A 23,939-nucleotide genomic window follows, 5' to 3' on the forward strand; every position below is an offset into this window, starting at 1 on the left:
AAAAACCAACAAGTCTCCTATCTTGTGTCTATCTGCGGTATATTTTGCCGAAGCAGCAGGCAGAATAACTTGGAACTCTTAACCGCAGATAAACGCAGTTCGACGCAGATAATATAATCACCCAGTAATCAAATCACTGGCGGTGATTGTGATTTGAACTCCCTTCAGAATTCCGATGATTTGGCCATTTTGACGAATCTCGGTATCTGAACCATTAAACTGAGAAATTATGTCTGTAAACGGAGCGCGAGAACGTACCAAAAGTTTATCTTCACCTTGTTTGAAGTCAGCAACAGTATCTATTCCCGAACTCATCCAAAGCCTAAACTTGTCAGCCCCCGTGCCACCAACCAGATAGTCATCACCGCTCAAGCCAAACAATAAGTCGTCGCCCCCCCCGCCAATCAACATTTCGTTGCCGTATCCGCCAAGCAGAGTATCGTTATACCTAGAACCGATCGCTACTTCCAGGCCGGAGAGCGAGTCTACGCCACCGAACCCGTCGGAAGCCCGACCTAACCCAGACGCGTCACCGACTGGCCCCAACTGGAGATAGACGCCAGTTCCTGCATCGCTGTACGATACTGTGTCGATGCCATCCCCGCCATTAATGGAGTCGTTGCCAGCCCCGCCATCAAGAAAGTCGTTGTCAGCCCCGCCATCAAGATAGTCATTACCCCTGCCGCCGTTGAGAGTGTCGTTGCCGTTGTTTGCTTTGGTACCACGATAACCATAGATACCACTGCCATCAGACAGAGTGTCATCGCCATCGTCGCCATTGAGCAAATCGTTCAAGAAGCCGCCGTAGAGTTGATCGTTGCCACCTCCGCCATATAGAATGTCACGATGATCTTTACCATCAAGATAGTCATTTCCTTCTCCACCGTAGAGCGTGTCATCGTTACTGTTTGGATTATTTGAATCGCCAGTGTAGTCACCAAGCACATAATCATTGCCTGCTCCGCCGTCGAGCAAGTCATAACCTGAGCCTCCATAGAGACTGTCATTGCCAAGTCCACCAAGCAGAGTATTAAAATCGGAATTAAAATCTTGCCTTCCACCATAGAGTAGGTCATCTTCACTTCCACCATCGAGACTATCACTGCCAATACCACCATCGAGAGTGTCATTGCCAGCCAAACCATCAAGAAAGTCGTTGCTAAAAGTGTAAGGATCAGGGCCGGATAAGTAGTCAGGGCCTGAAGTGCCCTTGATTGTTCTAGCGAATGTTACCATGTATTTAATTTCCTATGGATATTAAGAAACTGAAACCGTCAAAAAGGTAAGAATCTACAGTGTGGATTTTTCAAGTGAATTTACTAAAAAATCCACCCAAAAAACCAACAAGCCTCCTATCTTAGGCAGCCAGGAAACTCAAAAGAGCTAGCTCAACTTCAGCGACCCAGCTTGACTCTCTTGCTGAGGTTTTACATTATTCTTCAGTAATTTCACTGTATTTCTATGTTATCTGTCGATCGAAATACTCAGGAGTGGCTCGTTTCAAATCTTAATGTAAACCTGAAAAACTTATTTATTAAAATAACTTATGATTGCCAGCCCGATCGCCTAAAGAATAGTGTCAATTAAGGCTCACAGCCTTGACCCCAGACAGCTAGGTATAAACATTTCTAATGTGTTATTTATATTTCCTTTAAAATAATTACCAAAAAGGCACTAAATCAGCAAAGATTATCAGATAAAACAATCAACTTACTGCAATAGCTGAGAAGCTTAGCTTTACACAATGTTTATAAGCTTACTTAAGTAAATAGGGAATTCGCCCTCAAAATAGCTGAAGCGATGTTTTTAAGAAAAGTTGACAACAATCCCAATCTCGGCTAAAAATAGCAGACAAATTTAAAATTCAGATGTTGGGTAACTTTTACATTGTCTGCTATTCTTAATTCTCACCGCCCTAAAAGCTTCACCAAACCAACCCCGCCAAAATACAAGCTCAGCACCGCACCTCCTAAAAGACTTTGCGTTAAAGGGTCAGTAGAAGGCGTTAACACCGCTCCCAAAACTGCCGCTCCCAAAACTACATACCGCCAGCCGGAGAGCATTTGGTTAGAAGAAACTATGCCCAAAACGCCGAGCAATACTTGGACGATCGGGATTTGAAAAGCTAAGCCAGTGCTGAACATTAACAGCAGCACAAATTTAAAGTATTTGTCGATCGACCACAACTGCTCTACAACATCCGCTCCATAGGTAACAAAGAAGTTGAGCGCCGCCGGAATCAGAGCGATGTAAGCAAAGACTAGCCCGCCCAAAAATAGGAAACTCGAACCGAAAAACACCGGTCCCAGCAACCTGCGTTCTTTCCGAGTCAAACCGGGAAGAACAAACAGCGCTATCTGGTAAAAAATAAACGGACTGGCGAGGAGCAAACCGCTGTATCCGGCTACTTCGATAGAAACAAAGAAATACTCGCCCGGAGCTAGTTGCAGAAACTTCACTGGCCCGGCCGGTACTTCTAACAGTTGCACGATGGGCTTAACTGTTAAAAAACAACCGATTACAGCGATTACTACTGCAATTAGCGAGTAGAAAATTCGCAGACGCAATTCTTCTAAATGCTCGAACAAAGACATTTCAACTTCGTCGGGAAGTTCGTCGAGAAATTCGTTTTCTAAGTTGCGGGAACCCATCGCACCGCCGGCGATTGGTGCAATGCTGTTTTCCGGGATAACTTCTTCACCTTCTAAGTTGCTGACATCAACTGAATCATCGGCGATTGGTGCAATGCTATTTTCCGGGATAACTTCTTCACCTTCTAAGTTGCTGACATCAACTGAATCATCGGCGATTGGTGCAATGCTATTTTCCGCACTAACTTCTTCACCTTCTAAGTTGCTGACATCAACTGAATCATCGGCGATTGGTGCAATGCTATTTTCCGGGCTAACTTCTTCGTCTTCTAATTTACTGACACCCACGGAATCATCGGCGATTGGTGCAATGCTATTTTCCGGGCTAACTTCTTCACCTTCTAAGTTGCTGACATCAACTAAATCATCGGCGATTGGTGTAATGCTATTTTCCGGGCTAACTTCTTCACCTTTTAAGTTGCTGACATCAACTGAATCATCGGCGATTGGTGCAATGCTATTTTCCGGGCTAACTTCTTCGTCTTCTAATTTACTGACACCCACGAAATCATCGGCGATTGGTGCAATGCTATTTTCCGGGATAACTTGTTTGAGGTTGTTGTCGGAATCTTGTTCGGATCTCTCCAAGTCTGAGGGCACAGTCATAGGTATTTGTGATTTTATTTAAGTTTTACGTTTATTAGTCTTGGAGCTAGGTGAGTGCAAAAATCGAGTTTCCGGGTTAAGTTCCAATACGGTTGGGTTGACACTGTTTATTTCCCGAAAATCCCCCTTAAGAAGGGGGACTTTGAGATCACTCTTGTCCCTCCCTTTTTAAGGGGGGTTAGGGGGGATCGGGCTTAACCCAAGCGTATTGAGTTAAGCCCGAGATCCCTTTTAACTTTAACTCCAACCGCGCATTTTTTGGTGAACTCTTGCCACGTAACACATATAATGTCTGAGTCGTGTCGGTCAAACATAGTTTTTTTAAGTGTCAATCACGATCGCAATTTTGCCGATCGCGCGGCCGGTTTCGCTGTAAGCGTGGGCTGCTGCTACTTCTGCTAAGCTGTAAGTGCGATCGACAATCGGCTCAACTTTATCGGATTCTATTAACTCCCGCAAAGCCCCTAAATCGCTGGGGTTGGCATTGGCTAGAATGAATTTAGCTTTTTTATCCGATATAAACCAGCTCGTTAACATCGGTGCCAGGTTCTCGAAACTTGGCAAAGTCGATATATAAATTCCCTCTGCTTGCAGCACTTTTTCGCATTCAGCAAATGTTCTTGTCCCGACAGCATCTAAAATTATATCATATTTATCGGTTTGTTGAGTAAAGTCAATTTCTTCGTAATCCAGGACAAAATCGGCTCCCAAACTCTTGACCAATTCTCTATTTTTAGCACTGCAAACTCCCGTTACTTCCGCATTCATTGCTTTCGCAAATTGCACGGAAAAAGTGCCGACTCCGCCGGAAGCGCCGTTAATCAATACTTTATTTCCTGCTTGAATTTGACCCAAATCCCTGAGCGATTGCAAAGCAGTTAAACCTGCGATAGGTACTGCTGCTGCTTCTGCATGAGTGATGTTTTTCGGTTTAATTGCCGCATCGGATTCTGGCACGGCCGCGTATTCGGCGCAAGCACCCCCACTCATGGGATTTAAGAAAGTATAAACTTCGTCTCCGGGTTGAAATTTGGTGACTTCTCGGCCGACTTCCACGACAACTCCAGAGATGTCAGAACCGACTATTCGAGGAAAGTTATATCCTGTTAATAGTTGCAGGTGTCCTTTCCGGATTTTCCAGTCTACGGGATTGACGCTGCTAGCGCGAACTCGCAGTAACAATTCGTTGGATTTGGCGATCGGCTTTTCCAACTCTCGGTATTGCAATTCCTCGGCTGAACCGTAGCGATCGAACGCAACTGCTTTCATGGCAAATTTTCCGGTTTATTTCCAATAAAACACTCAATCCTTTACAATTACAGCACATTCGATCTTAATGTGACACAGTAAATTGAGCCAGCCTTGTAGCAGCGGGCGATCGACTCTTGGAGGCCTCCAGGCAGGGCGCAGGCGTGAGGCAATGGGTTCGCTGGCCCAGTGCGAGGGCTAGCGATTAAAATTAATAGGGACTGGGCGGGCGATTCCATAACCCTGAGCATAATCTACTCCAATCTCCCGCAATTTTTCTAAGATAGTCTCGTCTTCGACAAACTCAGCTATAGTTTCGAGATTCATCGCATGGGCAATACTATTAAAGCCTTCAACCAGCGCTTGAGAAATCAAATTATGACTAATATTCTTGACAAAAGCACCATCAATTTTTAGATAATCCACTGGTAAATTCATCAGATAAGCAAAGGAACTCAACCCACTGCCAAAATCATCTAAAGCAAAGCAACACCCAATCTTTTTGAGTTCGCTCATGAAATATCGGGCTTGCTCAAAATTTGCGATCGCTGCGGTTTCGGTGATTTCAAAACCAATGCTTTGTGGGGGTACTTTGTAGCGAGAAAATTGTTCGATTAAAAACCTCATAAACTGATTGTTACTAATGCTAGCCCCAGAAAGATTGATGGTATACAAACCTTGACTAAGAACATCTTTCTCCGGCAAATTGTGATAATTAGAGAAAAAAGTTTCGATTACCCAACAATCGATTTCTGTTATCAATCCGTAACGCTCGGCAGCGGGAATAAACTCACTTGGAGATACTACTTCTCCATTTTCATCCAGCATTCTGATCAAAATCTCATAATGCTCTACTAATGGTTTAGAGGTAATAGAGACAATCTTTTGGTAATAGAGAGAAAAACGATTGGTTTCCAGCGCTCGGCTGATTTTGGAAATCAACTGCCTCTCACCACGTTGTTTAATTAGTTCGCTATCATCTAGACTATAAATATGAACACAGTTGCGGCCTCTGGCTTTGGCGGCATAACAAGCTGCATCAGCAGCTCCCAGAAGCTCCCTCAAATCTTGGCTGGTTTGGTCAATAGCAACAACTCCAATGCTGACTCCGATGATAAAGGTTTTGCCATTCCAAATAAACCGAAACTGATGCACTAGATCTTTGAGATTTTCCGCAATCTGAGCTGCTTGAGAGAGCGAACATTGAGTGAGCAAAATGCCAAATTCATCACCTCCCAAGCGAGCCAGCATATCATTAGCACGGACTCCCTGTTGAATAAGTGCGGTGATTTGGCGCAGTAGCTCATCGCCAGCAATATGACCTACGGTATCGTTAACGACTTTGAACTGATCTAAATCTAAATAACAGAGAGCGTGCCGGTGATTGCTATCTTTAACAGAGGCGAGCGCCTCAACTAGCTCCTCCTCAAATCTTCGACGGTTGATTAACCCCGTTAGGGCATCGTGATTGGCTTCCCAAGAGAGTTGACGGGTGAGATACCGTGATTCAGTAACATCATGAAAGACGATGACTGCCCCGATAATTTGACCTTGGCGGTCTCGAATCGGTGCTGCCGAGTCAGCAATGGGATACTCGGTTCCATCATGACCAATCAGAATAGTATTGTTAGCTAAGCCCACAATTCGCTCCTCTAATAAAGCCTTGTTTATCGGATTCTCTACTGGCTCTCGTGTTACTTGATCGACAATTAAGAAGACTGTAGAGAAAGGAACTCCTTGAACCTCATGAGTTTTCCAGCCAGTCAGCCGCTCAGCTATAGGATTGAAATATCTCACTTTACCTTGGGCATCAGTAGTAATGACCGCATCGCCAATGGATTGCAGTGTCACTTGAGCCAATTCCTTTTCGGCAAAGAGAGAGTCTTCGAGACGTTGCCGTTGTTCAATTTCTCTCAATAGACGTAAATTCTGCTTTTGGAGACTTTGTTGCAGCCGTCGGATAGTTAGGTGGGTTTCGACACGAGCTAATACTTCTTCTACTTGAAATGGCTTAGCAATATAATCTACCCCTCCAGCAGCCAGCCCTTTCACCTTATTAAAAGTTTCATTTAGCGCACTCAAAAAAATTATTGGAATCTCTGCAGTGCGCTCGTCAGATTTTAATTGTCGGCAAACTTCATAGCCATCGATATCTGGCAACTTAATATCTAGTAATATTAACTCCGTCGATGGAGATTGGGCGGCTCGGATAGCCATTGCCCCTGTTATAGCACTGCGAACTTTATAACCCTCTTCCCTCAAAGTATCCCTGAGAAGACGCAGGTTATCAGGCAAATCATCAACAATTAAAATATTGCCTCGGTAGTTTGTAGCTCGATCGCTAACCCTATCGCTAGTTCTATCGACAATCATACTCATTTCCCTAGTTTCCTGCTAGAGGAATATAAACATATGCACAAATAGTATAGTTTAATTATTCTGTTAAAAAAGTCACTTTACCCACAAAGAAGTCCTGCGATCCCGGAGATATGGGGCTGGCAAGGGGGCGCAACCATACAAAATCTGGATAGTTCGGTTAGAGGCAGCCCCCCCGTGGTTGCCCTTCTTCGCTTCGCCTAACATCAGAAGAAGAGTGTTTCAACCCAAGTAGCCGATTTATGAACAAGCGCATTTCTCACATGGCAAGTCTACTCCTCATTGCGATCGGATGTCTCGTGCTGCTGGGTTGGCAATTTGACATCTCCCTACTCAAAAGTGGTTTTCCCGGTATGACCTCGACCATGAAAGCAAACACGGCAATTTGCTTTTTGCTGGCTGGAGTGTCTTTGAGATTGTTGCAGTACAACAGAACCCGACTGCACCATCGCATCGCTCAAGGGATGGCAGGATTCATAATCATCATCGGTATGCTGACGCTGAGCCAGTATATTCTTGGTTGGAAGCTGGGTATTGATCAGTGGCTTTTCCCAGATTTCGTATCTTCAGCGACTCCTTATCCGGGAAGAATGGCAGTAAATACCGCCCTAAATTTTGTGGTGATGGGACTAGCACTGTTACTGTTAGGGCAAAATTCCCCACGGGACACTTGGTTGGCTCAGATTTTTAGTAGTGTTGCAGCTTTAATTTCTCTACTAGCTTTATTTGGAAACCTATTCAATGTCGATATTCTTGAACCGTTGGTCACAATTACGACGACTCAACCCCTAAACACGATCGTCACCTTTTTCATCCTCTATGGAGGAATTTTATTGCTCCGCCCCAAGGAAGGATTAATGCAAGTAGTAACCAGTCCCCTGGTAGGCGGAGTAATGGTTCGGTGGTTGCTGCCTTGGGGAACAATCTTTCCAGTGACAGTGAACTGGTTCACTCTTCAGGGACAAAATTTAGGCTGGTATAATGCTAATTTTGGCTATAAATTGCGTTCAACTGTTATGGTTTTGACGTTCTCAATTCTCATCTTGGGGACGGCTCGCTTTTTGAACCAGATAGATTACAAGCGCCAACAAGCCGAAAAAGAAATTAAAAAACTTAACGAAACTTTAGAAATTCTTGTGGCTGAACGAACAGATGCTTTACAAAAATCGCAGGCTCGTTTTGCAGGAATTCTAGAAATCGCCAATGATGCAATTATTTCCATCGATCGCACTCAACGCATTACCCTGTTTAATCAAGGCGCAGAAAAGATGTTTGGCTATAAAATTGAGGATATTTTAGGGAAGCCACTGAATTTACTGCTGCCAGAACAGTTTAGAGATGCACATCCGCAGCATATCAAACAATTTGCCCAGTCTTCTACCAGAGCGCGAAGGATGGGAGAACGAGGCGAGATTTTGGGTCGTCGTCAAGATGGAACGCAGTTTGCGGCTGAAGCCTCTATTTCTAGGCTGGAAATGGGAGACGAAACGGTATTTACTGTTATTATGCGCGATATTAGCGATCGCAAGCAAGTAGAAGCATCACTCGCTCACATGGCAGCGATTGTGGAATACTCTGGTGAGGCAGTTATTAGCAAGTCATTAGACGGCATTATTTTAACCTGGAACAATGCAGCAGAAAAAATCTTTGGCTACAAGGCTGAAGAAATCATAGGACAATCGATCGTCATTCTAATTCCCTCCTATCTTATTTACGAAGAACAGCAACTCCTAGAAAGGATTCGACAAGGAGAAACGGTTGATAACTATGAAACCGTGCGTGTCCGAAAAGATGGACAGCTTATCCACATATCTTGTACCATATCACCTCTGAAGGACACAAAAGGCAAAATTATTGGGTGTTCTGTAATTAAACGCGACATCACAGAGCGCAAACGAGCTCAAATAAATCGCCAACAAATTGAGATGGCTTTACGAAACAGTGAAGAGCAGTTTCGCCATGCGTTTGAAGATGCCTCTATCGGGATGGCGCTCGTTTCACTTGATGGGCACTGGATTAAAGTCAATCCTTCCTTATGTCAGATTCTTGGCTACTCCTCAGAAGAGTTGTTAGCGTTAACGTTCCAAGAAATCACCCATCCTGACGATTTAGACGCGGATCTTAGTTATGCCCATCAACTATTAGCAGGAACAATTTCAACTTACCAACTGGAAAAACGGTATTTCCACAAACAAGGACATATAATTTGGATTCTTCTTGATGCCTCGCTAGTACAAGATGGACAGGGAAATCCACTGCATTTTATTGCTCAGATCCAAGACATTACCGCTCGAAAAGAAGCTCAAAAAACGCTAGATATTCAAAGCGTTATCATGAATAACATGGCAGGAGGAGTGTGTTTAATTAAAGCCTCCGACCTCATAATAGTCTACACAAACCCTACCTTTGACGCTATGTTTGGCTGCACAGAGGGCGAATTAGCAGGCCAACCCCTTGGTGTCTTGAATTATGTCGATACAAATTTTACACCAGATGTAACCGTTCTAGATATAGTCAGTCAAATTCAACAGACCGGCGAAGCGAAATATGAAGCCCACAGTAGAAAGAAAGATGGAACTCTCTTTTGGTGCAGAGTTCATACATCCATGTTTGAGCATCCTGAATACGGAACTGTATATGTTGCCGTTCAGGAGGACGCAACAGAGCTAAAACTGGCTGAGCAAGGCTTGCAAGCTACCACACATCGCCTTAACTTTCTTCTGAACTACAGCCCCGTTGTCATTTTTAGCAGTAAAGCTGCTGGCGATTATGGAACAACGTTCCTCAGCGCAAATATCAAAGATATATTGGGCTACGAAACCAGGGAGTTTTTAGAAGATTCTAAATTTTGGGTGAATCACTTACACCCAGACGATCTAGAACCAGTGCTTAATGGCTTAGGAAATTTATTCGTTAATGATTTTTATTTCCACGAATACCGTCTTCGTCGCTCCGATGGGGTTTATCGCTGGATGCTGGGTCAGCTTAGGCTAATTCGAGATCGTTCAGGTACACCAGTAGAAATCTTGGGATATTTAATTGACATTAGCGATCGCAAACAAGCTGAGTTGGAATTTCACCAGGCAAATGAAGCAAACCAAGCCAAGACTGTCTTCCTCGCCAACATGAGCCACGAACTCCGCACCCCCCTGAACTCAATTTTGGGATTCACGCAATTGATGAGCTATGATAGAAATCTGACTCCTTCTCTCCAAGAACGTTTACAAATTGTCAATCGTAGCGGTAGACATTTATTGGACTTGATTAACGATATTTTAGATTTATCCAAAATAGAGAGCGGACGGATGACCCTCAATGCTTCTGACTTTGATTTGACAAGTTTGCTGGCTTCTATTGAAGAAATGTTCCAAGTCAAAGTCCAATCTAAAGAATTGCCACTAATTTTTGAGCTAGCTCCCGACATTCCTAAATTTGTGCATAGCGACGAGAAAAAACTCTATCAAATCTTGGTCAATCTGCTCGGAAATGCGATTAAGTTTACCAATCAAGGAAGCGTCACCTTACGGGTAAGAGCAACACAAAGAGACAAAACATCCTGTCACCTATGTTTTGAAGTTGAGGATACAGGCGTGGGAATTGCGCCCACAGAAATTGATAAATTATTTAAGGTTTTCGTGCAAACGCAAGCTGGGAATAATTTGAGTCAAGGCACTGGGCTTGGTTTAGCCATCAGTCAAAAAATCGTCAAACTTATGGGCGGTCAGATTCGGGTTAAAAGCACTTTGAACCGAGGTAGCACTTTTTCGTTTGAGATTGGTGTACAGTTACCTCAAGCAGACTCCTTACCCCCAGAGTCAATTAATCAAAAAGTAATTAGTTTAGCTCCCGGACAACCCACTTACCGGATTCTTATTGTTGAAGATTTAGAAGACAATCGTCGCTTGTTAGTCGAGCTCCTGACCTCGGTTGGTTTTGAGGTGAGAGAAGCAAAACAAGGAGGGGAGGCACTCTCCTTGTGGGAGAGTTGGCGGCCACACCTGATTCTGATGGATCTACGAATGCCGATCGTGGATGGCTACACAGCTACTAAATATATTAGAGAACGCCCTCAGAGCCAAGAAACGGTCATTATTGCTTTAACTGCCAGTGTTTTTGAAGAAGATCGAGAGAAAGTTCTGATGGCTGGCTTTAACGACTTTATGAGCAAGCCTTTTCAGCAGAGACACATCTATGACAAAATCGCTAAATATTTGGGAGTAAAATATATCTACGAAGTCGTAGAACCAACTCCACAAAAACAATTAGTTGAAACGGTGTCTGTAAAAGATCTATCCACGATGCCCCCTCAGTGGTTAGAACAAATGTATCAAGCTGCTTACTATCTCGATACGGAAGTTATGAACGAATTAATCGTACAAATTCCCGAATCCAAAGCAAGTTTGTCCAAAGCACTAACCGATTATATCAATAATTTTAATTCTGACCGAATTATGGAGTTGATTCGACCTTTGCTGCCGAATCCACTGTAGTTATCGAGTTTAAGGACACAGAAGCTATAGCGCTGTAACCAGTGGCTATATTTGCCATATAAACCAACCTCGAAAAGGATTTGGAAGTTTTTGGATAAGTCTATTGCAGATATCCATCAGCTTGAGGGAATGGCATACACATTAGATGAAATGTGCTGTATCATATAGCAATTCTATTTCGTATGTGAAGGAGATTTATTTTTTTTATTAAATGCAGAGGGTGCTGAGGGGGCAGAGAAATAGAAAAGAGATATAGAAATGATTGATTTAACCGGAAAAGTAATTTTAGTAACTGGTGGCTCGAAAGGGATTGGCGCAGCGACGGTGCGGACTCTGGTTAATGCTGGGGCCGAGGTGATTTTGCATTACTGTCGCAGTCACAAAGAAGCGGAAGCGGTAGCCGCAAGTGTGGCGCGCGATCGCTGTTATTTATTAGCAGCAGATTTGATGGTGGAAAACGCGGCCTCGACTTTGTGGCGAGATGCTTTAAAATGGCGGGGTCATATTGATATTTTAGTTAATAATGCGGGGATTATGCAGTCAGCGGGTATCGAGGACAAATTCGATATTTGGTCTTCAGCTTGGCAGCAAACTCTACAAGTAAATTTAGTGGCCGTTGCCGATTTGTGCCGGGAATCTATCCTGCATTTTCAAACTCGCCGAGTCGGCACAATTATTAATATAGCAAGTCGCGCTGCTTTTCGCGGCGATGACCCGAATTATCTGCACTACGCCGCTTCTAAAGGTGCTATTGTTGCTTTAACTCGCAGCATTGCTAGAGGGTTTGCGGCTGATAATATTTTGGCATTTACAGTTGCACCGGGATTTGTCAGTACAGAAATGTCTAACCAGTTTATTCAGGAGTTCGGTGAAGCTGATATTATTCGCGATATCCCGATCGGCAAAATCGCTCCTCCTCAAGATGTTGCCAATGTTATCGCGTTTTTAGCGTCGGGTTTAGCTGCACACGCTACCGGGACTACGATCGACATTAATGGAGCCTCTTACGTGCATTGAGACAGTTCTGTAAAATACCTCTCAAGGCTCACGCTGATATCTTTTAAAACCAACTAATTTATCACTTTAGCAAGACGCTAAAAACATCATAAATGACTTAATGTTAGATGAAAAGACAATCTGAGGAAAGTTGATTATGACAACAGATAACGGCACCAACACCAAACGAGTTGCCATACTCATCGAAAATGGAGTAGAAGATTCGGAATTTCTAGTTCCTTACAACGCCTTAAAACAAGCAAATTTTGATGTAGTTGTCCTCGGTTCGCGGACAAACGAAAAGTATGCAGGGAAACAAGGAAAAGTTGCTCAGCAAGCTGACGGAACTACCACTGAAGCAGTACCTGCAGAATTCGATGCAGTGATAATTCCCGGCGGTATGGCTCCCGATATGATGCGGACTAATCCCAATACAGTACGTTTTGTACGAGAAGCATTTGAGCAAGGAAAAATCGTCGCTGCTGTGTGCCACGGCCCGCAAGTTTTGATAGAAGCCGACTTGCTGAAAGGCAAAAATGCGACGGGTTTCTTGGCAATTAAAACAGACATGATTAATGCCGGAGCTAACTACATTAACGAAGCTTTAGTAGTTGACGGCAACTTGATTACTTCCCGCCAACCGGGAGATTTAGCAATATTTACCACCGCAATTATGGCTCGCCTCGGTTACGGCGGAAAAGAAGTCGGTTTGCCAGAAGAAACTGACACAAATGCAGAATGGTGGAAATTAGCTAATGGTTGGGGAGGTTCTACACAAGGCGACATTGTTAAAGGTTTGAATACCGCCCTGGCAGGGGAACGCTATGCTTGCGAAGCGTTTGAACATTATGCCGAAAAAACGCAAGATAGCGATTTGCGATCGCTCTTGAGAGAAATGATTCAAAACAAACAGAACCACATCCTCGCTCTCGAAAAACGCCTCAACGATTTCGGTGAAAAACCCTCAATTCCTGCCCAAATTGCTGACAAATACGCTAAATTAAAAGCTTCGATGCAAGGAACCGATGAAACGTTCTTACTGCGGAGCACTCTAGGTGACTTGCAAACCGGTGTTGTCGATATCAACAACCTGCGGGTGAAGTTCACAGATCCCGTATCAACTGCTATTTTGACAGAGATAGAATCGGATTTGTCCAAGTGTGAACAAGTCGTTGCTAAACTCTTCCGCGCCCGTGCAGTTTCCCAGGAAATCAAGTCGCCTAAACCTTCGACTAGCCCCGCTGTAAAAATGTAATCAGCAAGGGAATAAATAAGTTTGTAGTTTTATTGAGATGTGAAAACCCGTACCAATATCGCCACTACAAACTTGATCTGCAATCATATAATATACGCCTTGGCGGTAAAATAAAACCCAACACTAAAAAGCAGATATTCAACTAACTGCAAGGTGGAGGGTTTTATTAAATGGGTTTTATTTTTATTTCAGCCCCCCGGATACATTCGTAAAGTGGCTTTCTTCAATTCTTCAATTCTTCAATTCTTCAATTCTTTAATCTAAAATCTAAAATCTAAAATCGATTGCCTTCTTCCCTCTTCCTTTAGACAGGAGACACCTGGGCTATAAATGCGCTACTGTGTTGCCAATATTTTGATGAGGAAAAAAAGGCTGTGGTTCCCTTACGCGATGAAAATCCCATTACTATCACTCCCTACGTCACCTACGGGCTGATTGCCGCAAACATATTAGTATTTTTGTACGAACTCAGTTTGGGCGATCGACAATTAACCCAATTCTTCTACTCTTGGGCCGTAATTCCTTGCCAGTTAAGCAATATGTGTCGGGTTGCTCTGCCAGCTTCGCCATTTCCCGAATGGACGACACTAATTAGCTCCCAATTCCTGCACGCAGGCTTTCTCCACATTGCCGGAAATATGTTATTTTTGTGGATTTTTGGCAACAATGTAGAAGACCGTTTAGGACACGTCAAATTTATAATATTTTACCTTACTTGCGGCGTTTTAGCATCACTAACTCAGTGGTTTTTTTCCTCAGCATCTGCCATTCCGTCCCTGGGTGCTAGCGGCGCGATCGCAGGCGTGATGGGAGCTTACATTCTCAGATATCCCCAAGCCAGAGTTCTGACACTGCTTCCCCTGGGAATCTTTTTTACCACCGTCAGAGTCCCCGCTTTCTTCTTTCTAGGATTTTGGTTTGCACAGCAAGCATTGAGCGGCCTGGCTTCGTTGAATGCCCCGGCAAGTGTCGGCATGGAATCCGGGGGAGTTGCCTACTGGGCCCACGCCGGCGGCTTTGTTTTCGGCGCTATTCTCGGCCCTTTATTGGGACTTTTTTCTGAGGAAAATCAAATTTAATTTTTCACCGTAAATTAACACAGATTAACGCAGATAAACTGCAAACAAAATCGGCGTTAATCTGCGTTAATCTGCAGTTTCAAACCTCGAATTTTTCTCAAAGTTCGGCGCTATTCTCTGGCATTTGTGGGGCTTGTTTTCTAAAGATAATCAGGTTTACTTTTTTACCCCCAGATAAACACAAATTAACGCAGATAAACTGCCAAGAAAATCGGCGTTAATCTGCGTTAATCTGCGGTTTCAAACCTCTTATCTTCCTAGATAAACGTCAAGTCAAATTCCGAAAGAGCAGAAACCCCAGTTACACCATTTAACTTCGCCAAAATGCGAGAATCGCTGCCGGTGAGGTTATTGCCATTGCCGTCATAAATGATGTAAGTATTGCCACCGGAATCGTAGGCAAACAAGAAAGCACTTCCTCCCAGAATATTTGCAGAAACAGTTGTCTGCACATTCAGCAGAACTTGACTGCCATTGCTGAGATTGGGGAATCCGGGGGCAAAATTAAACTGATCGGCGATCGGCACACCCAGACCGCTAAAATCAGTAATCACATCGTATCCGCCCGCCGCGATCGCAGCCTCGATCGCCGCCGAAGAAGCCGCATCAAAAGCAGGCCCACCTTGTGCAGGGCTGGTATAGCGGAATTGATTGCTGCCACCGCCCCCCGTCATGGTATCTGCGCCGAGGCCCCCTACGAGCACGTCGTTATCCAAACCGCCGTTAATCGTATCGTTGCCGCCTTGACCATCAATAGTATCGCTGCCCGCCAAACCGTCTAAATTGTCCGGCAAAGAACCCCCAACTAAATTGTTAGGCCCGCTATCAGCCGGCAAGATTTGAACGGTGACAGTACCTACGCCCGGAACTGTCCCGAATCCGTCGCTGACGCTGTAGGTGAAAGCAGTTGTACCCGCTACGTTGCCGGGGATGAATTGCACTTGAGAGACAAGATTTACAGCTATCCCCAGTTGCGGTGTGCTGACATTGATAATGCTGAGCGTCCCTTTTTGCGGGCTGGAATCGTTGGCCAGCACGTCGATAAAAGTGGGCAGCAAATTATTCGTATTGGTAAATACGATGCCGTCATCAACAACAATTGGCGGCAGGAGAGTTGGAACAGTTACGGAGGTATCGAAAGAATTGATGTTAATTGCGACTGACGCTGCTGCCGTGCCGCCTTGGTCGTCAGCTACGCTGTAGCTGAAAGAACCGGCTTGCCCGATCACGTTTGTTCCAGGTTGAAATGTCAGTCCAAGTAAATCCTGAACCGTTAACTTTTGGTTCACGGTGACGGGACTCGTACCGGTAGTTACCTGACCAAAAGTAGGATTGGGAAGTCCGACTACCGCGATCGACAGTGGCTGGCCTTCCGGGTCGCTGGGCGCCGAAATGCTCAGAGACAGAGGCAAATTCTGCAAACCAGTCACCGTCTTGCCAGCTTCCACGATCGGCGGCTGGTTAGGAGTCGGAGATGTAAAACTCGGCGGAGTCGGCCCCCCGCCCAAAGGCGGAGGAGTTGGGGGCGCCGCAGTTGGAGTCGGGACGATCGAAGGACTCGGACTCGGAGTTGTCCCGCCGGCAGTCGGAGTCGGACTCGGACTCGGACTCGGAACCTGTGTCGGCAATGTCCCCGTTGTTGGTATTGGACTCGGAGTTGTCCCCGGTGATGGACTCGGAGTCGGAGTCGGAGCCGGTTCCGGAGAAGGAGCCGGTGCCGGTTCCGGAGAAGGAGCCGGTGCCGGTTCCGGAGAAGGAGCCGGTGCAGGAGAAGGTGTTGTCCCCGTTGCCGGTGCAGGAGAAGGTGTTGTCCCCGTTGCCGGTGCAGGAGAAGGTGTTGTCCCCGTTGCCGGTGCAGGAGAAGGTGTTGTCCCCGTTGCCGGTGCAGGAGAAGGAGTTGTCCCCGTTGCCGGTGCAGGAGAAGGTGTTGTCCCCGTTGCCGGTGCAGGAGAAGGTGTTGTCCCCGTTGCTGGAGTCGGAGAAGGTGTTGTCCCCGTTGCCGGAGTCGGAGAAACACTTGTCCCCTCAATGGTGAAGGGATTGTCGTTTACGCGCGGTATCTGAGCTGTAGTGAACCTAGATTCATCTAGCGAGTTCGATCGAACATCAATCAACACCGCCAAAAATTCCCCAGTTCGCCTGTCTCTAATAATCGTGTTGCTAGAATTCGAGCCTTGGCCCTGGAAAATTTCTAATTCGGTAAAGTTCAGACCTCCAGCCAGACCGATCGAGTCTCCCGCATTAAAATCTCTAATTACATCAGCATCGCCGACTTCGCGGCCGCCAGTAGTAAGAAACCCGTTGCCACCAGGCGACGTGCCCACCCTACCGAGAACAAAGATATCCGATCCGTCGCCTCCTGTCAGAGTATCAGACCCGCGATCGCCCGAAAGAATATCATCCCCAGGCCCCCCAGACAAAGAATCATTGCCGTCGCCTCCGAAGATCAGGTCATCACCCTCGCCGCCATCACCAGTATCGTTACCAACACCACCGGTGATGACATCCCCGCCCTCCTGGCCCAACAAAATATCATCGCCAGCCGCGCCTATGAGGCAGTCGTTACCCGTGTCGCCAAAAACAGTGTCACTGCCCTTGTCGCCCAAAATCAGGTCGTCCTCCCCACCACCGCGCAGACAGTCATTGCCTTTACCGCCGTACAGCGAGTCGTTGCCTTCAGCACCCAAGACAAGATCGTTGCCCTGGTCGCCAAAAGCTACGTCACCGCCCTCGTCGCCAGAAACCAAGTCATCGCCTTTTCCGCCCCGCGCCGTGTCATTGCCACGCCCGCCCTCAACAATATCTTTACCAGCGCCGCCGTTGAGAGAATCGTTACCGTCTTCGCCCCTGAGTAGATCGTCTCCGTCCCGACTCAGAAGCGTGTCGTCGCCGGCCCCCCCGGAAATCGTGTCATTGAACAAGCTGCCGATTAAATAGTTACTGCCGTCATTTGCGACAACTAAGCCATCGACAAAAAGTGGCTCTGGGGGAGGCGTGGGAACTGTCAGAGGTGGCCGCGGCACAGGCGTGACAGAAATGTCCGTCCCCGTCATCATCGGCGGCTCCGTCCCCGTCATCATCGGCGGTTCCGTCCCCGTCATCATCGGCGGTTCCGTCCCCGTCATCATCGGCGGCTCCGTCCCCGTCATCATCGGTGGCTGCGTTCCCGTCATCATCGGCGGCTCCGTCCCCGACGACGGCGTAGGCTGCGGCACCGTGCCGCTATCCAAACTATCCTCGTTCTCATCGGGTCGCCGCCCTTCGAGAAAAATTAGTGGTACTGCACTTGGCATTGTTCCGACTCCTTGCGACGCTACTCAAAAACTACTAAATAAACTTAAAGTCAGATGCAGTAATGACGGTGCTGAGCGCTCCCGGCACTGTAGGAATAGAATTCAACACTGCCAAATCGAAAGCTGGGAGACTGTCATCTGCCACATTCGGGTCGAAGCCGAGAACGTACTTGTTAAAAGTATTGTTCAGGTACACGAAGAAAGCTCCCGTTTTGCTCGAACCGTTTTGATTCTTCAACACTGCATTTATTGCTTGAGCGTTGTCAAATTTAGATTCAAACAAAATGACTGATTGCTTGCTAATGTCGTCGCCGCTAGACCCGATATTCCTGACGATAAAACTGGTGAAATCGAGAGTAGTTCCTGAGTTGGTTAAACCTGCGAAATTTGATGACCTGAACAAAAATCTGTCGGTCTCGCTGCCGTTAGCGTTAAAGTCAGCAATCACGTCCACGCCTTCGCTGGGAGTTTCGTAGTAGAAGAAATCATTGCCAGCATCGCCCGTGAGCAAGTCAGAACCGTTGCCACCGCCCAAAATGTCATTGCCTGCACCGCCGGAAAGCGAGTCGTTGTCATCGCCGCCCAATACCAAGTCATTGCCGAAGGCGCCACTGAGACAGTCGCTGCCGGCACCGCCGTCGAGAGTGTCGTCGCCCGCTTGGCCGTCGAGGGAGTCGCTGCCGGCCTCGCCCAACACGTAGTCATTTCCCGAACCTCCGAGTCCCGTGTCGTTGCCTTCTCCACCCAAAATCGTGTCATCGTTGTCGCCGCCGGAGATGGAATCGTTATTGATACCGCCGTCGAGCAAGTTTCTGCCGAGTCCACCGTCGAGGATGTCGTCGCCTGCACCGCCGTCGAGGGAGTCGTCGCCAATGCCACCAAGTAAGGTGTCAATCCCGGTTCCTCCAAGTATCGAGTCGTCGCCGGATTCTCCCAATATCGAGTCGTTGCCTGTTCCGCCGTCAATGGTGTCGTTATTGTCACCGCCCAGGAGGTTGTCATTGTCATTGCCGCCGAACATCAGGTCGTTGCCCAGTCCGCCGATCAGCGAGTCTATGCCGTCTTGGCCGTCAACAGTATCGTTGCCCAGTCCGCCGTCAAGGGTGTCGTTGCCGATCGCACCCACCACCGAGTCGTTGCCTGCTTCACCGAATTCGAGGTCGTTGCCGCCACTGCCATCGATGATGTCGTTGCCGTCGCCCCCAGAGAGGGTATCGTCACCGGCCCCGCCGAGGATGAAGTCGCTGAGGTTGCTGCCTGTAAAGCTGCTGGCCGGGAGAGCGCTGCGATCGACAATATTATCTACCACCGTGATGCTGAAGGATGCCGGCCCGATAGTTGCAGATCCGTCGGAGGCTGTAAACGTGAAACTGTCGCTGCCACCTCCTGCCAGCAAGTTGTATTTGACGATGTTGTTGTTGATATCGTCTTGCGTGAATTTGCCGCCGACGTTGAGAAATGTGGTGCCCCTTTGGACAAAACCTCTGGTAGCGTCGGGGGCTTTAGTAATCGTGTAAACGATTTCCAAGGGGCTGTTGTCGGGATCTGTGACCAACAAATCGGCGGCAGTAATTGTCTGGGTAGGATTACTTTTGGCAACCACCACACCGTCGTTAATTATTAGCTGCGGCGGGCTACTGACGTTGATGGTTACTACCGCCTTACTTGTGCCACCGCTGCCGTCTGAGATGGAGTAGCTGAAGCTGTCAGTACCCGAGAAGCCCGGATTCGGGGTGTATTTGAATACGCCGCCACCCACGGGAACCAGACTCCCTTTGCTTGCTGGAGCAAAAGTCGTGACAGTCAGAGCGCTTTGTTCCTGGTCCGTGTCGTTCAACAGAACGTTGAAACTGAGTTCTTGACCCGCAACCGTGGTGAAGTTGTCGTTAACTGCTCTTGGAGGTTGGTTAAAGATGGGCGTCGGACTTCCTGTCGGCGTCGGACTTCCTGTCGGCGTCGGCAAATTCGGCGTCGGGAACGTCGGCACCGGCTCGTCTGGCGTCGGACTGGTTGTCGGCGTCGGACTGGTTGTCGGCGTCGGACTGGTTGTCGGCGTCGGACTGGTTGTCGGTGTCGGACTGGTTGTCGGTGTCGGACTGTCTGTCGGTGTCGGACTGGTTGTCGGCGTCGGACTGGTTGTCGGCGTCGGCAGGGGAAGCGGAGTTGCGCTGCCGGGAACTGTGGGGGCAATTACAAATGAGCTTCGCCCTAGGGTTCTGCTGTCTACTCCGGGCAATACTGCTAAAAAGTCGCCGCTGACGCCGTTGCGAATAATCGTACTGCCAGCTTTGGTCTCGGTGCTTTGGAAGATTACCAAATCTTCAAACTTGAGGTCGCCACTTAACCCGATTAAATCTTCGCCTTGGCGAAAGTCTGTGAAAATGTCGGCATCGGCGAGATCTGGGCCGCCTGTGGTGATCAATGCCGCGTTAGTGCCGTCGCTGCTGCTGCCGCTGGGAGAACTGAAGGCACCGATGACGAAGACATCTCTGCCTTCGCCTCCTGCCACTACGTCTTTGCCTGCTTCGCCCCAAATAACGTCGTTGCCAGCACCGGCGTCCACGATGTCATCACCGTCGCCGCCGAATACGATGTCGTCGCCGTCGCCGGCAAAAATTGTGTCCCCGCCGGCGTTTCCGTAGAGCCAGTCGCCTCCTTCGTTGCCAAATAGCAAGTCTTCGCCGTCGCCACCGAAGAGCGAGTCGTTGCCTTGGTCGCCCCAGAGGATGTCGTCGCCTCGATCGCCGAAAAAGCTATCGTCGCCAGAACCCCCACGCAAGCTGTCACTGCCTTTGCCGCCGTAAGCCGTGTCTCTGCCTTCGCCTCCGATTACCGTGTCGTTGCCGTCATTGCCATACAGCAGGTCGGGGTTATTTCCCCCATCGAGGGAGTCGTTGTCTTTGCCTCCGTACAGGGTATCGAGTCCTGAACCGCCATCAAGAACGTCGTTGCCCTCATTGCCGAACAGCACGTCGTCATCGTCGTTGCCAAATAGTAAATCGTCGCCTCCGACTCCTTGCAAGGTGTCGTTGCCTTGCAGCCCGGAAATCACGTCGGGGCCGGGACTGCCAGCTAAGGAGTCGTTGCTTTCTGTGCCGCGGACTACGCCGCCGATGATTCCGGGCGATGTACCTTGGCCTCCGCCCACTGTGTCATCTATGCCACCAAAGGTGTCGTCCCCGGAGGGAGGTGGTGTTGGTGTTGGAGTCGGAGTCGGAGTTGGCGTCTCTGGTGTTGGCGTCTCTGGTGTCGGCGTCTCTGGTGTTGGCGTCTCTGGTTCTGGTTCTGGTGTTGGTGTTGGAGGTGGTATAATTACTAATGGCACTGCACTTGGCATTATTTTGGCTCCTTTAAACGACGATCCCGATTTACTTTAAGAACTGATTAGTATCAGTTTGTTGCCACAAATCTGGCTTAAAATTGATTAATAACCCCATCATTTCTAACATACTAAATCAAAACTGCCACGGCTATAGATATTTTTTAAGCTGGGCATCTTTTGATCCCAAAATATTAATGATTGCACGTTTTGAGGCTTATGTTGGGTATACTTTAATATCGCGCCCTAGTGATATAACCTAGAAGTCGGGCTGCGAGTCATCCCGGTGTATTTATCCAGAATCAGAAAAAATAAAAATCTTCGCCCTCATAATTTTTTCCTTCCGAATGTTCAATGACGAATACATCTGTGCCTCTTGCCTTCAGAAGCCGACTGTCTTATGCTGACTGCTGACAAGAAACAGAGCTGTTAATTAGGGGCAGAAGCGGCCCGGTTTGTTCTTGTCCACTGACGGAGAGTTCGCTGTGGCAAAGGTAAAGCAGGGAACAGCGACTTAACAAATCTAGCAGAATTCGCCGCAGCCGCTGTTGGTCGGCCGCTGTTTCCTCTTCGGTTTCCCAGGGACGCCCCTGTTGCGATCGCAAAAATAAGGGAGCGCCAAACAATGTCGCCGCACCGCCGCTCAGCCACAGGGGCGAGCCGGCATCCAGCCAAAAGTGCCATTTGTGGGCGCGGCGGCTGCTGCGGTACTGGAAGATGTTGGCGAGGGTGACGGCTCTGGCTGCTGGGCCTTCTGGACGCACTGGAAAGGGGTTGGCGGTGACGGTTCCTTGGCGCAACAACTGGATGAACCGGGCGATGGTTTCTGAGTCGCCGCCGTTTGTTGGTTCTACGCGCTGCATTCGCCCGTTGATTTCCCAGTAGTGGCTGGCGGTTTCCATTAACTCGCGCAGGGCTGCTAGCCGATCGTAAGGCAGGTATCTGTCGTTCATGAGAAATTTCTGGATGGCTCGATCGAGTAGGGCAATTGGGCTCGGCAACAGCCGCTCCTGCTGTTGCGACCGCTGTTGTTCGATCCACTCGACAATGTGCTCGTAGGCCCTGGCTGCTCGGTGTCCCAGTCTGTCCCACCGGGGAAAGGCTGTAATTGGCAGCAGTTGAGGTCGATCGATATCTGGACAAAAACAGTGATCGGCGATTAAACCTGCTCTCACTTGGTCGATCGATTTTTGATGGTGAATTTGAGATGTTAGATTGAAAGTCGAGTTAGAATCTTCTGTTTCCAATGAACGGTGTTTCTGGCTGCCCAACACTACCAGCATTTCGGCTGCGCCGTCTCGATCGACTAAACGGCCGAGTCCCGGATAAACTAAGGCTAACAAAGTGAGTAAAGCTCGAATCTCTGGGGTAGTCGAGAGGGGACGCTGATCGTTGAGAGATACGGCGGCGATACCATCTCGCGCGAGAATTTCCGTTAAACTGTAACGGGCGATCGCATCCATCCCAGGGGCAATTACGGCGATTTCCTGCGGTTCCACGGCTTGTGACTTCACCGCATCCACGATGATTTCGGCGGTTTCTCGCAGCAGTTGAGCCCTGGAAGTGGTTTGGAGCGATCGAACTGATCCGGGCAAACTCAAGCCTAAAGGATAAAAACCCTCAGAATTAACTGCTAAACTTACCGCTAAATCTCCAATCTCTGCGGCTAAACCGGCTTTTGCGTCCAAATTTTCCACGCTTTGACAGCGGCCTTCGAGTTGGGCTAGGTATTCCGTGTCAGCCCCCAAGCCCAAACGCACTCCTCCATCCGGATTGTAGGAGAACGCCCCCGCTGCACCTTGGTCGAGCATTCGATCGAACAAATGACCGCTGATCGCCGGATAATCGTCAACATCGTCTGCGATCACAGCTTGGTATCTAGAGGCCAAATGCTTCTGGTAACTGACATCCGGCAACAAATAGCGCCAGTAGAGTTCGCAAACAATCCCGTAAGTCAGGAGTCCCCGCGTCAAGCACCATTCCCGCCACCTTTCCAGCAACTCTCCCATGCTAGTCCACAGGTTGATCGAGCCGCCTGAGATAGCAAATCCCTGTTGCAGAATGCTGGGAATCGCTTCTCTAGGCGTACCGCTGACAGCAGCAAGTTGTAATAAGTCTAGTGTTCGACGCACCATTCGGTTTGGACTTACCCCTGTTTGTTGCAAAATGCCCTCGTCTAGTTCGCGACGCCAGAGTCTCGCGGCAAGTTCCAGTTCTGTTTCAGGTTGCAGCCGCAGGGGAAATTGAGCCGTCAAATTCAGCGACTGAACTAGCAGGGGCCAAAATAGCAATACCTCCTGCTCAAAAAAACCGAAGGGTGTTGTCGAGTGAAAGGTATATTTTCCTTCGGTAGCGACGGCGATGCGATCGGCTAATTCTAGCCGGTTGTCTCCGTTAGCTGCTAAGACTAAAATTGCTGGGGCAGTTTGTCCAGCCCGCCGCCGCCCGGAACTCGATCGCCCTGAAACTTTTGTGGGCAAGGGCTTGACAGTTTTGCTCCAAATGCAGAACTGCTCGACTAAACGAGTCGTTTTGCCACTGCGGGCAGATCCGACAATCCAAATTGAATCCTGCGTGGCAGTTCTCAATTTATGTAAATTTGTTACCATACCGTGAATACTTTAAT

At 47.9% G+C, this 23,939-nt stretch carries 11 protein-coding genes; 4 read left to right on the forward strand and 7 right to left on the reverse strand.

Annotation, left to right across the window (positions count from 1 at the left end; genetic code table 11):
• Positions 1-117 precede the first annotated feature (117 nt).
• The 4 genes from NDI35_RS19350 to NDI35_RS19365 form a co-directional block, all read right to left on the reverse strand.
• A complete protein-coding gene (locus tag NDI35_RS19350) occupies positions 118-1,236 on the reverse strand; it encodes a calcium-binding protein (RefSeq protein WP_445314148.1) in 1,119 nt (372 codons plus the stop codon).
• 671 nt (positions 1,237-1,907) lie between these two features.
• Positions 1,908-2,651 carry a twin-arginine translocase subunit TatC gene (gene tatC / locus NDI35_RS19355; RefSeq protein ID WP_445314203.1) on the reverse strand — a complete coding sequence of 248 codons (744 nt, stop codon included), beginning with the start codon at positions 2,649-2,651 and terminating at the stop codon, positions 1,908-1,910.
• Positions 2,652-3,578: 927 nt separating this feature from the next.
• Complete coding sequence (locus NDI35_RS19360; protein ID WP_445314149.1) at positions 3,579-4,526, reverse strand: NAD(P)-dependent alcohol dehydrogenase; 948 nt, start codon at positions 4,524-4,526, stop codon at positions 3,579-3,581.
• Between the two features lie 177 nt (positions 4,527-4,703).
• The gene (locus tag NDI35_RS19365) at positions 4,704-6,878 is read right to left on the reverse strand and encodes an EAL domain-containing protein (protein ID WP_445314150.1); all 2,175 of its coding nucleotides are present in this window, start codon (positions 6,876-6,878) and stop codon (positions 4,704-4,706) included.
• 245 nt (positions 6,879-7,123) lie between these two features.
• Here NDI35_RS19365 and NDI35_RS19370 point away from each other — a divergent pair, with 245 nt between their 5' ends.
• The 4 genes from NDI35_RS19370 to NDI35_RS19385 all read left to right on the forward strand — a co-directional run bounded on the left by NDI35_RS19370 (position 7,124) and on the right by NDI35_RS19385 (position 14,701).
• A complete protein-coding gene (locus NDI35_RS19370; RefSeq protein WP_445314151.1) occupies positions 7,124-11,371 on the forward strand; it encodes a PAS domain S-box protein in 4,248 nt (1,415 codons plus the stop codon).
• 258 nt (positions 11,372-11,629) lie between these two features.
• Positions 11,630-12,388 (forward strand): SDR family NAD(P)-dependent oxidoreductase, encoded by a 759-nt coding sequence (locus tag NDI35_RS19375; RefSeq protein WP_445314152.1) that lies wholly within the window; start codon positions 11,630-11,632, stop codon positions 12,386-12,388.
• Positions 12,389-12,524: 136 nt separating this feature from the next.
• Positions 12,525-13,622 carry a DJ-1/PfpI/YhbO family deglycase/protease gene (locus tag NDI35_RS19380; protein ID WP_445314153.1) on the forward strand — a complete coding sequence of 366 codons (1,098 nt, stop codon included), beginning with the start codon at positions 12,525-12,527 and terminating at the stop codon, positions 13,620-13,622.
• 374 nt (positions 13,623-13,996) lie between these two features.
• Positions 13,997-14,701 carry a rhomboid family intramembrane serine protease gene (locus NDI35_RS19385; protein ID WP_445314154.1) on the forward strand — a complete coding sequence of 235 codons (705 nt, stop codon included), beginning with the start codon at positions 13,997-13,999 and terminating at the stop codon, positions 14,699-14,701.
• A gap of 257 nt (positions 14,702-14,958) precedes the next feature.
• Here the strand turns inward: NDI35_RS19385 and NDI35_RS19390 are convergent, their stop codons facing one another.
• The 3 genes from NDI35_RS19390 to NDI35_RS19400 form a co-directional block, all read right to left on the reverse strand.
• Positions 14,959-17,994, reverse strand: coding sequence for an Ig-like domain-containing protein (locus NDI35_RS19390; RefSeq protein ID WP_445314155.1), 3,036 nt, complete (start codon positions 17,992-17,994; stop codon positions 14,959-14,961).
• A 34-nt stretch (positions 17,995-18,028) separates the two neighbouring features.
• Positions 18,029-21,331: an Ig-like domain-containing protein gene (locus NDI35_RS19395; RefSeq protein ID WP_445314156.1), complete on the reverse strand. Its 3,303-nt coding sequence runs from the start codon at positions 21,329-21,331 to the stop codon at positions 18,029-18,031.
• A 380-nt stretch (positions 21,332-21,711) separates the two neighbouring features.
• On the reverse strand, positions 21,712-23,922 hold the full coding sequence (locus NDI35_RS19400; protein ID WP_445314157.1) for a recombinase family protein: 2,211 nt from the start codon (positions 23,920-23,922) through the stop codon (positions 21,712-21,714).
• Positions 23,923-23,939: the final 17 nt, after the last annotated feature.

Origin of the sequence: Microcoleus vaginatus FACHB-2002 (assembly GCF_040004035.1) — a bacterium.
Lineage (GTDB): Bacteria > Cyanobacteriota > Cyanobacteriia > Cyanobacteriales > Microcoleaceae > Microcoleus > Microcoleus vaginatus_C.

Coding starts and splice junctions, on each gene's coding strand:
- tatC (WP_445314203.1), bottom strand. CDS start 2,651: ATGGGTTCCCGCAACTTAGAAAACGAATTTCTCGACGAACTTCCCGAC.
- NDI35_RS19375 (WP_445314152.1), top strand. CDS start 11,630: ATGATTGATTTAACCGGAAAAGTAATTTTAGTAACTGGTGGCTCGAAA.
- NDI35_RS19350 (WP_445314148.1), bottom strand. CDS start 1,236: ATGGTAACATTCGCTAGAACAATCAAGGGCACTTCAGGCCCTGACTAC.
- NDI35_RS19390 (WP_445314155.1), bottom strand. CDS start 17,994: ATGCCAAGTGCAGTACCACTAATTTTTCTCGAAGGGCGGCGACCCGAT.
- NDI35_RS19370 (WP_445314151.1), top strand. CDS start 7,124: ATGAACAAGCGCATTTCTCACATGGCAAGTCTACTCCTCATTGCGATC.
- NDI35_RS19380 (WP_445314153.1), top strand. CDS start 12,525: ATGACAACAGATAACGGCACCAACACCAAACGAGTTGCCATACTCATC.
- NDI35_RS19400 (WP_445314157.1), bottom strand. CDS start 23,922: ATGGTAACAAATTTACATAAATTGAGAACTGCCACGCAGGATTCAATT.
- NDI35_RS19395 (WP_445314156.1), bottom strand. CDS start 21,331: ATGCCAAGTGCAGTGCCATTAGTAATTATACCACCTCCAACACCAACA.
- NDI35_RS19365 (WP_445314150.1), bottom strand. CDS start 6,878: ATGATTGTCGATAGAACTAGCGATAGGGTTAGCGATCGAGCTACAAAC.
- NDI35_RS19360 (WP_445314149.1), bottom strand. CDS start 4,526: ATGAAAGCAGTTGCGTTCGATCGCTACGGTTCAGCCGAGGAATTGCAA.